Below are 14,106 nucleotides of genomic sequence, written 5' to 3'. Positions count from 1 at the left end.
AATTTCTGTTTACTTATACATCTCTGTTTGCTATAATAAAATCTATCTTCTTATTGATAGCCAATAAGAAGCCATCTCCTTTGTGTTGTTTATAGTAACAAACAAAACAATTTTTGCTCGAGTATATTTTTAGTACCTAGTCCTTACTAATTATGTACAATTAATTCATTTCCCGTAAAAACCAAGTAATGATGAATGTGTCTCCTCACTTCAATTACTTGGTTTTTTATTGTGTTTTTTGGTACCAAGTCCTATCAATACAGAACTAATGTGATAGGACTTCTTCAACAAAGCGATGCCACTCTTTTAAACAATAAAAAAAGAGTGTACAGAAACCTAATTTAGAAAAAATTAAGTTCCCTATACACTCCAACATGGTTTTGAGATAAAAAACATATAAGCACTTTAAAACCTATATATATATATACCTCGCATGCTTCACATCTATCTTATTTTATTATGCATTTTAAAATCATACCTCATTCAACTTACCAAGCAAATAATCCAACGAAACCTGCAGTCATTAATGATACTAAAATACCAGCAAGTAATAGCATTGGGACATATTGTGAAACAAAATCGGATGTTTTCTTATCTACGATCCCTTTCAAAGTACCTACAATCATACCGATTGTTGAGAAGTTAGCAAATGAGATTAAAAATGTTGTGATTACTGCACGTCTATGTGGTGAATAGGAATCAACGACGTCTTTAATTTGCCCCATCACAACGAACTCATTTGTAACAATTTTTTTAGCCATTTGTTGTGCTACAATCCATGCTTCGCCCCATGGTAAACCTAATAGTAATGCGAATGGATACATGAACGCACCGAGTATTTGATCTAGACCGAAACTACCTTTAATACCTGCCCAACTTCCCACGATGCCAGTTATTAAGTTAATTAATCGATCAATTAAATCTGATAAAGCTACAAAACTAATAACAAACGCCACAATTATTAGAATCAGTTTACCAGCATTAAGTACAGAATCGCCTAAGAATGAGAAGAACGGTTGGCGTTCCACTTCATCATTTTGAATACTGTAAATAATATCTTCTTTTTCTTCAAGAGTGACTGGATTTAATATCGATGAAACAATAATTGCATTAATAATATTTAATGGAATGGCAGTTAGTACCAAATCACCTGGAACCATAGAGACATATGCACCAACAATGGCGCCAGATATCGAACTCATTGCCATCATTGCAACAGTTAACACACGTGTTTCTTTCATACGCTTCAATTGTTCATTTGAAACAGCTAAAGCTTCTGTATTACCTAAAAACATCATTTCGATACTAAAGAATGACTCGAACTTAGGTTGTCTTGTAACTTTCGCTAATACCCAACCTATACCACCAATGACTTTTGGTAATATATTAAAGTACATTAAAATATCGAATAATGGTACAACTAATAAAATTGGGAATAAAGCACTTACTGCCATGTCCATTGCACCTGGTTTCACCCAACTTGCAAATGCAAAGCCTGTCCCAGCATGTGCAGAATCAATCACCCAAGAAATACCATTCGCTAACGATTGTACTGCTGTTTTCCCCCAAGGAAAGTACATTAAAAACCATGCTAAGAATAAATTTATTAGTACTAAAATAGCAATAGATTTCCATTGAATATGCTTTTTGTTTCTAGAAAATAAGACTGCAATCCCTAAAAATACAAACAATCCTATTATGTTTATCACTAAGAACATCAATACACCCACCATTTCTAATTTAAATCATTGTTATCAATGTATGTTTGAAAGTACACCTGTTGCTATGTATTTTGAAAATATAAATAAACAAATTGTCTCCATCCTTAATAACGCATGCATTAATTATTAAGTTTCAACTTTCCATTTATCCTTTTTTCTTCTAATTTTTAGTTTGTTCAATCATCATAATAAATGAGTTATACTTTCATAAGACATTACTTTGAATCTACTTAATAATTATATCACGCATGTACTTTATATAAAATAACTATTTTATAGTTCGTTTTAATCGAAAAAAACAGTCATTCACTTCCTAAAATATTCGTGTTTAATTATGAAAACGGCTTCATTTGATAAACAAATGAAGCCGTTTCTGTTCTTTTTATTTTGTTAAGTTCTGTGTGTTTACAAATTGTTGATATTTTTCATGATTAGTAATTAGTTCTTGATGTGTACCTCTACCTGTTACTTTTCCAGCATCAATAAAGATAATTTGCTCCGCTTTTTTAATAGTAGAAAGTCTATGTGCGATAACAACCGTCGTACGATTTTCCATTAATTCCTCTAATGCGTCTTGTATTTTCCGTTCGCTCTCACTATCTAAATTAGCAGTAGCTTCATCAAGTAATAAGATATCTGGATTTTTAACAAAACAACGGGCAACATCGATACGTTGACGTTGGCCACCTGATAGTTTCAATCCACGTTCACCGACGACCGTATCGTAACCATCTTCAAACTGTTCAATAAATTCATGACAATTTGCTAACTTCGCGTAATGAATCAATTCTTCATCAGTGACTTCCCGATTAATACCATATAAAATATTATCCTTAATAGTACCGTTCATCATTGAATTGGATTGCATGACATAGCCTATTTTTTCACGCCATTGCCCTAATGCAATATCGTAAATTGAATTACCACCATATGTAATATCGCCATCTTCAATATCGTACATACGCTCTATAATATTAAAGATTGTACTCTTACCTGATCCTGAGGGACCTACAAATGCTGTGACTTTACTTGGAGGTATTTCAAAATTAACATCCGAAAGTATGGGTTTCGTACCATACTTAAAATCAACGTTTTCAAATATTAAGCTGCCATCATTAATTTCTGATGCTTGAGTGACATTTAAAAGTTCCGTTGGTTCTTCCATAATTTCATAGATACGACTACTGGCACCAACTGCCTTTTTATAGTCTGTAACTAAAGTTGATAAATTAATTAATGGGGATGACAGTTGGATTACATAAAATATCATGGCAATTAACGTACCGGCTGTTATTGCCCCTGTCGAAATTCTGATTGCACCAAAACCTAATATAATGGCAATCGTGAGTAGCATAATCACACCTGATATCGGTTGGATGATGGCAGTAATTTTAGCCTGTTTCAATCCTAAAAAGTATATTTCTTTTAAATTTTTATGTGCATTATCCAATTCTAAATCTTCAGTATGAGAAACCTTTACTAAACGCATTTCTGTTAAAACACGTCCTAACAAACCACTGAAATTCGCGATTTCTGACTGAGTTTTTTTAGAAATGTTTTGCATTACTTTACCGAGTGGTATCATAATCAATACAAAAATAGGTATCGTAATAAATGTTAATAACGTCATCTGCCAATCCATGACAAATAACATAATCATAGATCCAATGATCGTTAGCACAGAAGGTAAGAGATTGGGTAATTTCTGAGAAATAAATTCATTAATTACTTTCGTATCATCTGTTAAACGACTCATTAATTGCCCACTTTCGTTTTGATCAAAGAATGGCATTTTCAAATGAATGATATGGCGCCATAACACAGAACGAATGGCATAAATAATTTTTTCTCCAATTTTGCTTAGTAAATATAAACCAATCCCACTCAATAATGCATTTACTATAAAAATAGAAATGAATCCAGCGACAAACATCCAATTCATATTTTCAAATGAAAATTTGTCCACAAGCTTACCTGTGAAAAATGGTACGAGTAGTCCTGTAATACTACCTAATGAAGAAATCAATACGGCAATAATAATCAGCCCTACCGGCCATGATAATTTTTTGAATAAGTAGAATAATGGATTCTCTTGCTTCATGTTTTTGACCTCTTCTTAAAATTTTTATTTCTTTTATACGATAATTGAGCAGAAATTTAAAAATTTCATTAAATGAATTACAATTCAACTGATTCTATTTTACACAACCCTTTTCCATTCCACAAATACCCTAAACTAATAGGGTTATATTTTATTATAAGTTTGCAATATGCTAAAATATTTCTATTGCACCAAAACTGAATATATTAAGAGGGAATGTCATTATGAGAAAGTTTATACTAACTATTATAACTGTACTCTTCATTGGTACAATTATAACACCTTTTGCACAAGCTGAAAGCATTACGCCAACTCAGGCTGCTAATCAATATGGCTATAATGTCACAGATTCATATCAACCAGAAGGCGCCATTAATGTTTCGCAAACAGGGCAACTATTATATCAATACAATATCAATAAAACATGGTATCCCGCTTCGATGACTAAATTAATGACCATGTATTTAACACTCGAAGCAGTAAATAAAGGTGATTTGTCTTTAAATGATAAGGTTAAAATCACAGATGAACACTATAGAATGTCTACACTTCCTGAACTAAGTAATACAAAACTTTATCCAGGTGAAACATATACGATCAAAGAGTTATTACAAATTACGGTGTCTAACTCTAGTAATGCTGCTGCGCTTATTTTAGCTAAAGAAGTTTCTGGGAATCTTTCAGACTTTACAGACAAGATGAATTCAAAAGCAAAATCATTAGGCATGAAAGATACGCATTTTGTAAACCCTACTGGTGCTGAAAATAAACAATTAAAAGATTTCGCACCTAAAAAATACAAAAACGAAGACAATAATACGTCAACTGCTAAAGACTTTGGCATTTTATCACAACATGCTGTACAAGATACACCAAAAATTTTAGATTTTACTAAACAACTTGCGCCAACCCAACACGGTGTAACTTATTATACATTTAACCATTCACTTGAAGGTGCCGATATGAGCCTAGAAGGTACTGACGGATTAAAAACAGGTTCAAGTGATATCGCCGATTACAACCATACCATTACAACCAAACGTGATGGTTTCCGAATTAATCAAGTTATCATGGGCGCCGGCGACTATAAAAACCTTGGCGGCGAAAAACAACGTAATATGATAGGTAATGGATTGATGAACATGTCCTTTGATCAATATAAATATACAAAAATATTATCAAAAGGCGAACAAAAAATTAACGGTAAAACGTATTTTGTTGAAAAAGATCTTTACGATGTATTACCAAAAGACTTCGATAAAAACGACTACAAAGTCGTTATTGAAGATGACAAAGCACATATCGACTATGACCGTGAATTTATTTCAGATAAATATGGTCCACCATCAGTTAATGTTAATAAACCACTTGTACATCAAGCAACAACAATTGTAAAATCATCTTGGGATGAACATCCAATCTTAACATTATTAGGTACCATTTTAATCATTGTAGCCATAGCCATTGTTATTTATCTTATTATCGACTTATTCAGAAAAAAATCACGTAATAAAAAATAATATTACCCGATGGGAGTGGGACTACGAAATCTCAATAAAAAATTTGATTTCTGTACCACTTCCATTTTTTACACATAAAAAGGTTGTTGAAGTCAGTTCACCTCAACAACCTTTTTATGTGTTATTTAATTTTTTCAAAACAAGTTCCATTTATATAGCACATTTTACTTTTCACTATCACCATATAATTCTTTTTTAATTTTAGTTGTAGATATACCCTCTGTACGATTAAGATATATCACTTCACATTTGTCTTTTAAGAAATCAAATTCGCCTTCCCAATCATGGCCCATTACAAAAGTATCCACTTCATAGCGATCAACGTCAATTTCTTTTTGGCCCCAACCACTTTCTGGGATAACAAGGTCAACATAACGTATGGATTCTAACATCATTTTACGTTGTTCAAAGTTATAATAAGATTTTTTATTTTTAATGCGATTAAACTCATCTGTTGATAAAGCAACTATTAAATAGTCACCCATTTCTCTTGCTCTTCTTAACAATTCAATATGACCATAATGTAATAAATCATATGTGCCATAAGTAATTACTCGTTTCATAAACTATACTCCTTAACAAAAAATTTACTTAAATTTTACATTTTAAAAATTATAGCATATTCCATACAAGTTTACGAATATCGACTGTTTTTATCGGTTTAAAATTTGTTTCAATTTCATTCTTCCTCTGAATCGAGCGCGTTTGGGTAAAATTTCCGCTTTAAAGCGATAATAATTCGGTCTACCAATACCAACCTTTAACAATGTATCTCTCCATTGTTGATACAGCGCTTTATTCCACTTTTTACTGCCTTGCTCAATCACTTTTACAATTCTAAACATCGCTGCACCATCGTAATCTGTTTTCTGCATTTCCATCATGTATGCAATAACTAAATCTAATAATTGTTGTGTTATTATGTCATGCTTTTCAATATATGATTGCAATAAATAACTGACAATCAACTCATCCATGCGGTAGCTATAATAAATTCTTGATTCTCTAAGTAATAACGTATCCATAACACGCGCTCTTACTTTAACTGCATCTTGCATATACGAAGCAAATTGCTCTGCACGTTGATCTGTTACGGACCCTTCTTGCTCGTTATAACCATACACAATATCAGGTAATAGTTGAATATCATGTGCTTTTTTATATGCATTAATAATAAAAGTATGTTCTTCACAGAACACCACATCTTCATCGAAGCGTAAGTCTGCAAATTTGGCGTTAAACATTTTAGCGCCCGGACCGATAGATTGCATCATATCTGGACATTGTGCGAGATTGACTTTATCAAGTTTTTGAATAGCTTGATGTGAATAAATCGTTTGCCAATCGCCATCTTTTTCACGACCAATTTGACCAATTACAATATCCACATTGTCATCTTGCTGATAATAATCTGCCATAAAATCAATTCTGCTTGGCAAAAATTCATCATCTGCATCTAAAAACATAAATACATCACCTGTCATATTAGCAAGCCCAACATTTCTACTAGCTGCCGCACCTTGATTCTCTTGATTAATAATAATGACATGCTTGTATTCATTTTGAAGTTTTTCGAGTTCTATTTTACTATCATCTGTTGAGCCATCATTGATACATATAATTTCATAATTTTGTTTCGTATCAACGGATGCAATTGCTCTACGAATTGTATTCACTGCATTAAATACAGGAATGATAATTGAAATTTTCATATTTTCACCATTTTCTCTATTTCATTAATAACTTTAGTCAAACTATCTTTGGCATTATACTCGTGCCAATCATTAAATAAAGGGGGTAATTGTACATCATGATCTTTTAGCTTTTCTATTAATTCTGTTTCTGTATAGGCTTTATATGCTTCAGGAATAGCTTTATAAAATGTATTTAATCCTCGCTCTTCCTCATACTGCGCTTCATCATAGACATAAAATAATGATGGCTTATCTAAAATACTAGCTTCAATCGCTAATGAGCTATAATCACTTATGATCACATCAGCTAAAATCATCATTGATTGTAAATTAATCGCTGTTTGGTCTTCTGTTGCGATAGAAGGATGTAAGTTGCTAAGTAGCGTATACTCTGGTAACGCTGCTTCAAATTGGCTTTTATCAATTTGACGATTGGCTTGCTTATGTTCACGATAAGTGGGGACGTAAATTGCTACCTTCCCCTCTATACCATATTGTTTTTTCAATTCATTCTGCCTTTTTACTACATCGAGTCTCGTATAAGGAACCAACCTTGGTAGTCCAGTTCTTAAAAATTGGTCGTCTGACGCCTCAAAAGATGCTTTGAAACATTCAATCATTGGTTCACCGCCTACCAGATACTTATCTGTCGCATTATAGACTTTTCTATATTGATTCACCATTTTAGCATTGGATAAATCCACTTGATGATCCGTTAATCCAAATTGTTTCAATGCACCTGCTGCATGCCATGTTTGAATAATGGTTTGGTTCGGTTTTTTCTTTAATCCTCCAAGCATTAAATAATACGTATCAATAACGATGACTTTTGCAGAACTAAGTGCTTTGATATGTTTAAATACACGCTTATTACCCGCCGGTAAAAAGTTTATTGTTTCAAATTGTTGTAAATATTTACGATTTTCTTCATTTCCAATCACAGTGATTGCGTACCCTTTTCGGTATAATGCTTCAACGATTGGACACACGTCTTCAGCAAATGTCATCATGATAACAATATGCTTACTTTGTACTTTCTTCTTTATATATATTAAATTCAAAAAGCGAATTATACCCATATATAAATTTTTAATAAGTTGTCTCACTACGTTCACCGCCAATTATTTTTTCAATGCGCTTGTTTATATTATATCTATCATAAATAGAAAATTATAGAAAAATCCTTTTTATCCATTTGAAATACTCAATTTTATTGAACCAATGCAAATCCGTACATCTTTCGCATTTCATACTTAATACAAATGTTGAAAGGCCTTTATAATAACCGCCAAAATTTTAATAGGATTACATGCACTTAAATTCATGCATTTATACGGCTCATTTCACGCAAATCACAGTAGTTCTAAAGCGTAGTAAGCAATTATGTTGAGTGTAAAAAAGTCTGAGACATATCATTATGTCCCAGACTTTGATTTCAATATATCACGCGCTAAATTCATTGATTCAGCATTCTCTATACTTTAAATATCTACTTATTTACATGAAATCTGCAAAATGATCTCGATAACGCATATGAAGTATTGAACCGAGTATAAACAGAAGTATAATAATAAACATGTTATACAACGTTAATTCCCAATGTGTAATAAAGTACCACTCTTTGTGTAACACAGCAGAACGATATGCCTCTGCTAAATAATAAATCGGATTTAATTTCATTACATCTTTTACAATACCTTCTGGCGGTACAATTAAAATAGATGAAGCAAAGAATACCATTCTCATTAAAGCTTGAATTGCCTGTTGCGTATCTTTAACGAGTACACCTAATGTAGAGGTGAACAAAGCAATCGCTGTTGTAAGGATTAGTGCAAATGGTACGTATAAAAACAGTTGTAATGTATAAATTGTTGGATAATAGCCAGCTAACATACATATGAATATAACAACAACGAGTAATGCTAGATGACCGTAGAATCTACTCATTACAATATAGGAAGGGATGATGGATAACGGAAAATTCATCTTCGCTACATGATTATACTTCGTTGCTATTGACTTTGTTCCTTCTAAAATACCTTGGTTAACAAAGAACCACATACTTATACCTACGAGTAACCAATAAATAAATGGCACACCGTCTATAGGATTATTACTTCTAATACCCAGACCAAAGACAAACCAATAAACCATAATTTGCATCGCTGGATTAATTAATTCCCAAGCCATACCTAAATAATTATTCGTATTCGTAATTTTCACTTGGAACTGCGCAAGCCTTTGTATAAGATAGAAATTTTTAAAATGCTCTCTAAATACTATCCACACTGCATTCATTTAAATAAACCACACTTTCAATCGATTTGCTTATCATCATTTATTCATGACGCTATTTATTGTATTCAATTCCAATATACGCTTTATGTCGTTACATAACAACTTTCATTCTATTCGCATATGACTCATTTTGAAAAGTGTTATTAAGTTAGCATGTTATATATTAAAATAATGAAAAATAGTTATTATAAATTCAGATAAAAGCGTTTCGTATCTATATTATTTTTTAACTTTATCATTAATAGTTGATTTTATAATGTATATTCAGTAAAATTTAACAACTGTATAAGTAATAATTATGTTAAATTGTACTCACTTACTTTACAATAGGTTAATAAATTTAACAACTAATATAATGTATAATATAATGGTATTAACTGTAAACAAGGAAGGTAAAAATATGAACGTATCGGTTAACATTGAACATGTAACTAAAGAATATCGTATTTATCGTAATAATAAAGAACGTTTAAAGGATGTCATTGTTCCTTTTCATAAAAATAAAACGTTCTATGCATTAAATGATTTATCATTAACGGCTTATGAAGGTGATGTCATCGGTTTAGTAGGTATAAATGGCTCGGGTAAATCTACTTTGAGTAATATGATTGGTGGCTCTCTGTCTCCTACTGAAGGCGATATCAAACGTGATGGTGATGTAAGTGTCATTGCGATTAATGCAGGATTAAATGGTCAATTAACAGGTATTGAAAACATTGAATTCAAAATGCTTTGTATGGGCTTTACGCGTAAGCAAATTAAAAAGCTCACACCTGAAATCATTGAATTTAGTGAACTAGGTGAATTTATATATCAACCTGTAAAAAAATATTCAAGTGGTATGCGTGCTAAGCTCGGTTTCTCTATCAACATTACAACTAACCCTGACATTCTCGTCATCGATGAAGCATTATCTGTAGGTGACCAAACCTTTGCGCAAAAATGTTTAGATAAGATATTTGAATATAAAGAACAAGGTAAAACGATATTCTTTGTTAGTCATAATATGAAACAAGTACGTGAATTCTGTACTAAAATTGCTTGGATTGAAGCAGGCAAACTTAAACAATTCGGTGAATTAGACGACGTTCTCCCTGAATATGAAAAATTCTTAAACGACTTTAAAAAGCGTTCTAAAGGAGAACAAAAGAAATTCAGAAATGACTTAGATAGTTCAAGATTTGTTGTAAAATAAATGACTTAAATTTAAATAGGAGTCCGAGACATCAATAAACCCATGTCTCGGACTCCTAATTTATATGTACTTAAGTAAAATTCAGCTCAAGTAATATTTTTGCTTATGACACTAACTTAAAACTACAACCTGTTTTATGAATAACAGATTACAATCACTGTGCTATCTAATGTTATTTCTTTAATCTCAATTTAAATACTTTATACAAAAAATTGGGAATCGCTTTGATTCTACCGATACGTTTCCAATCAATAAGTAAGCGATATACCCATTCTAAATTCATTTTTCTAAATAATACAGGCGCTCTTTTTTTCGTCCCACTAAACACTTCAATTGAGCCACCTACACCCATGAGTACCGTTTTATTAAAACGGTGTGCATGTCGCTCTATCCATTGCTCTTGTCTCGGATAACCCATACCCACAAAGATATAATCGGGATTAAATGATGTGACTTGTTTTAATACCATTTCATCTGTTAAATCAAAGAAACCATGATGAAAATCAAAGTTTATATCTGGATATTTCTCAGTAAGTTTCTGTTCTGCCTTCATCACAACATCATTTTTAGCACCTAATAAAAAAACTTTTTGGTTATTAGCATTTGCAATTTTTAAACATTCTTCCATTAATTCAATTCCAGGTACTCGCGTCTTCAATGGTGTTTTCAGTATACTTGCCGCTTTGACTATACCAGTTCCATCTGGAATAACATAATCTGCACTATTAATTAATTTACGATATGCTTCGTTTTCTGTAGCATAGTCCACAATTTCAGGATTTGCAGTAACGATAAATAAATTTTCCCCTTCATCTGCCAGAAAAAATCGCTTAATATTGTTGCGCATTTCCAATAATGTCACATTATCAAAATAGACAGATAACACATCTATTTTATCTATATGGTTGTTTTCCATCATGATTTAGAATCTCCTCACTCAAATACATCTTATCAATTTATTATTGTCATAGTAACATATTCAATAAGTACACGTGACTATAAATTAAACGATTTTGTAACCTATACTGATCTAAATTTATTATCATAAGCATAAATTCAACTCTAAACGTTATATGCGCATGCTTTTAATATTCAACTTTAACCACAATCTACGTCAAAAGTCCAAATGCTTTCTATATTAAATTACTTTATAATTAAGTTTATGCTATAACAATCTCAATTAAAAAAGAGATTGTAGGAATTCTAAACTGAGGTTACATTATGACAAAAATACAAGCATTTTTAAGTTCTACGATACAACTCAACTTAATTTGGGTTCTGATTATTGCATTAATTTATATCATCATTCATACTTACAGATATAAATCTGTAAACCAGATACTCGATATTTATTTAAATTATATCCCAGTACTAACGCATGAATTTGGCCATATCTTATTCAATAAAATAAGTGGTGGTAAAGCAAAAGATTTAGTTATTGTTGCTAAACCTTCAGAACGTATAGAAACTTCTCAACAAGGATTCGCGATAACTCAATCTAAATCAACGTTAGGTCAAGCTATCACAACATTTGGCGGTTACATCATGCCCCCATTAATGTTGCTTTTAGGATTTTTAGCGCTAGAAAATCAATATCCTAGTTTATTTATTACAGCTTACTTAATCATTTTCATTTACTTTCTAGCGTTAACATCTAGAAAGTTAGTCCCTATTTTAATTATCTTATTGCTCATTGCTTTACTATATTTTTTATTCCAAAGTGATAATCAACAAATGATGCTTTATATCGTATCCATTAGCTATCATTTTATTTTAGGTGTGTTACTCGGCGAAGTTTTTCAATCATCTTGGACGATTTTCAAGCTAACATTTTCACGTCAAAGTGTCTCATGGGATGGCACGACACTCAAAGAACTCACGCATTTGCCAACGACCTTATTTAGTTTAATATGGATTGCCATTAATCTATTTACAATTTATCATCTACTACAATCTTATTTTTCATTCTGACAGTAAAATGGTTTCTATCATGCAAAAAGCAACCGCTCAATTTTTAGGCGGTTGCTTTTTTATGTTTTTCAACTATGTTATGCACGGTTACCAGAAAGTTTAAATTTCAGCGTATATATGCGCGGCATTGTCATAACTTAATACTGTAATTTGCTCATCTTTCTTTACAATAATAACTTTATTTGTATCATCTTTACTCAAGATTTCAATACGTTCATCAATCAATATATCTTTACTTGATAAGTAGATTAATAAGTCCGTTCTATCACGTACACGTTTGATTGTCACTGTATCACCAGTATCAAACGCTAATAAATTGGTTGTATATAATTCTTTATATTGATTATTTCTCGGGATAATACCGCCATGTGGACATGTGATTGGATAATCTAATAACTTATCTAAACGCTCCACAAATAAGTGAGATACTTTGTGTTCCAGTACTTCTGCTTCTTGATGTACCTCTTCCCAATTATATTGCAAAATTTTTATTAAAAATAATTCTAATAATCTATGGCGTTTAATGATATCTAATGTATATGTTAAACCTTCCTCTGAAAGCTTTACACCTTTATATGGTTTTGTTTCAACATACCCTGACTTCTCCAAACGATTAACCATCTCACTTACAGATGGTGGCTTAATAGTTAAATATTGGGATAGCGTCTTATTCGAAACAAAAGAATGGTCACCATCATGCGTTAAAATTGCTTTTAAATAGTCTTCTTTTTCTTCAGTTAGCATTATCTCACCTCTCAAATCATTCACCTTATTGTATCACGAATCAACTTGACACGCTAAAAGTTCATGGTATATTATAAATTAAATTAGGTTAGACTAAAAATATTATTAAGGAGGTTTAAAATGTTAAAGGTAGAAAACTTAAATCTTACACTTGGGAATAAACATGTACTTCAAGATATTAATTTATCCATACCTATTCAGGGCGAAATCATAGGTATTATGGGTCCTAATGGTGCAGGGAAATCCTCATTGATTAAATCACTGATTGGCGAATTCAAACCAACAGGTTCTGCTCAGTTAAATGATGATTCCATACAAAATAATTTGAAACATGTCACTTATATTCCTCAAAAAGCACACATAGATTTAGATTTTCCTATAAATGTGGAGCATGTAGTCTTATCAGGAGCTTACAAAGATATCGGTTGGTTTAGGTGGGTGACCCCAACTACGAAACAGCGCTTAAATCAATTAATGCAAACTTTGGAATTAGAAGACTTGCGTCACCGTCAAATTTCAGAATTAAGTGGCGGTCAATTACAACGTGTACTTGTAGCACGTGCTTTAATGTCTGAAAGTACCTTGTACTTATTAGATGAACCTTTTGTAGGGATTGATTTCCATAGTGAACAAATCATTATGCATCAATTACGCAAGTTAAAAGAGGAAGGCAAATTATTACTCATTGTCCATCATGATCTATCTAAAACCGAAGAATACTTTGATCGTGTCATTCTATTAAATAGAAATATTCGCTATTTTGGGGATAGCATTACCGCTATGCAACCAGAAAATCTAAACAAAACGTTTTTAAATGCCACAGTACAAAGCGGAACGACTTAATTTTTAGAAAGGACTTAAC

The 14,106-nt window shown here is 31.8% G+C and carries 12 protein-coding genes; 4 read left to right on the top strand and 8 right to left on the bottom strand.

The window, feature by feature from the left end:
- Positions 1–488 precede the first annotated feature (488 nt).
- Both ACM595_RS11895 and ACM595_RS11890 read right to left on the bottom strand, forming a co-directional pair.
- Positions 489–1,718, bottom strand: a complete 1,230-nt coding sequence (locus ACM595_RS11895) for a NupC/NupG family nucleoside CNT transporter (protein ID WP_011303719.1) — start codon at positions 1,716–1,718, stop codon at positions 489–491.
- 385 nt (positions 1,719–2,103) lie between these two features.
- On the bottom strand, positions 2,104–3,822 hold the full coding sequence (locus ACM595_RS11890) for an ABC transporter ATP-binding protein (protein WP_069821738.1): 1,719 nt from the start codon (positions 3,820–3,822) through the stop codon (positions 2,104–2,106).
- 224 nt (positions 3,823–4,046) lie between these two features.
- Between ACM595_RS11890 and pbp4 the strand changes: the two genes are divergently transcribed.
- A complete protein-coding gene (gene pbp4, locus ACM595_RS11885; RefSeq protein WP_002484018.1) occupies positions 4,047–5,342 on the top strand; it encodes a penicillin-binding protein PBP4 in 1,296 nt (431 codons plus the stop codon).
- A 164-nt stretch (positions 5,343–5,506) separates the two neighbouring features.
- On the opposite strand, the gene tagD is transcribed toward pbp4, so the two are convergent.
- The 4 genes from tagD to ACM595_RS11865 form a co-directional block, all read right to left on the bottom strand.
- Positions 5,507–5,905 carry a glycerol-3-phosphate cytidylyltransferase gene (gene tagD / locus ACM595_RS11880; protein ID WP_002484019.1) on the bottom strand — a complete coding sequence of 133 codons (399 nt, stop codon included), beginning with the start codon at positions 5,903–5,905 and terminating at the stop codon, positions 5,507–5,509.
- Between the two features lie 90 nt (positions 5,906–5,995).
- The gene (locus ACM595_RS11875) at positions 5,996–7,054 is read right to left on the bottom strand and encodes a glycosyltransferase family 2 protein (RefSeq protein ID WP_041079747.1); all 1,059 of its coding nucleotides are present in this window, start codon (positions 7,052–7,054) and stop codon (positions 5,996–5,998) included.
- Complete coding sequence (gene tarB / locus ACM595_RS11870) at positions 7,051–8,142, bottom strand: teichoic acid glycerol-phosphate primase TarB (protein WP_037539035.1); 1,092 nt, start codon at positions 8,140–8,142, stop codon at positions 7,051–7,053. The genes ACM595_RS11875 and tarB overlap by 4 nt, the downstream gene beginning before the upstream one ends.
- Positions 8,143–8,533: 391 nt before the next feature.
- Entirely contained in the window at positions 8,534–9,334 is an 801-nt protein-coding gene (locus tag ACM595_RS11865) for an ABC transporter permease (RefSeq protein WP_002484022.1), read from the bottom strand.
- A 400-nt stretch (positions 9,335–9,734) separates the two neighbouring features.
- On the opposite strand from ACM595_RS11865, the gene tagH reads away from it, so the two are divergent.
- Complete coding sequence (gene tagH, locus ACM595_RS11860) at positions 9,735–10,529, top strand: teichoic acids export ABC transporter ATP-binding subunit TagH (protein WP_011303725.1); 795 nt, start codon at positions 9,735–9,737, stop codon at positions 10,527–10,529.
- 172 nt (positions 10,530–10,701) lie between these two features.
- Here tagH and tarA read toward each other — a convergent pair whose 3' ends face one another.
- The gene (gene tarA / locus ACM595_RS11855; protein ID WP_002484024.1) at positions 10,702–11,448 is read right to left on the bottom strand and encodes an N-acetylglucosaminyldiphosphoundecaprenol N-acetyl-beta-D-mannosaminyltransferase TarA; all 747 of its coding nucleotides are present in this window, start codon (positions 11,446–11,448) and stop codon (positions 10,702–10,704) included.
- Between the two features lie 302 nt (positions 11,449–11,750).
- On the opposite strand from tarA, the gene ACM595_RS11850 reads away from it, so the two are divergent.
- Positions 11,751–12,500, top strand: a complete 750-nt coding sequence (locus ACM595_RS11850; RefSeq protein ID WP_075340122.1) for a M50 family metallopeptidase — start codon at positions 11,751–11,753, stop codon at positions 12,498–12,500.
- Positions 12,501–12,599: 99 nt separating this feature from the next.
- Here ACM595_RS11850 and ACM595_RS11845 read toward each other — a convergent pair whose 3' ends face one another.
- A complete protein-coding gene (locus ACM595_RS11845; protein WP_041079749.1) occupies positions 12,600–13,244 on the bottom strand; it encodes a metal-dependent transcriptional regulator in 645 nt (214 codons plus the stop codon).
- Between the two features lie 120 nt (positions 13,245–13,364).
- Here ACM595_RS11845 and ACM595_RS11840 point away from each other — a divergent pair, with 120 nt between their 5' ends.
- The gene (locus ACM595_RS11840; RefSeq protein ID WP_002484027.1) at positions 13,365–14,087 is read left to right on the top strand and encodes a metal ABC transporter ATP-binding protein; all 723 of its coding nucleotides are present in this window, start codon (positions 13,365–13,367) and stop codon (positions 14,085–14,087) included.
- Positions 14,088–14,106 lie beyond the last annotated feature (19 nt).

Source organism: Staphylococcus sp. LKG3-1 (assembly GCF_048568385.1).
Taxonomy (GTDB): Bacteria; Bacillota; Bacilli; order Staphylococcales; family Staphylococcaceae; genus Staphylococcus; species Staphylococcus saprophyticus.
Note: the sequence above shows the minus strand (reverse complement) of the source record. Positions and strands in the feature narration are given on the sequence as shown.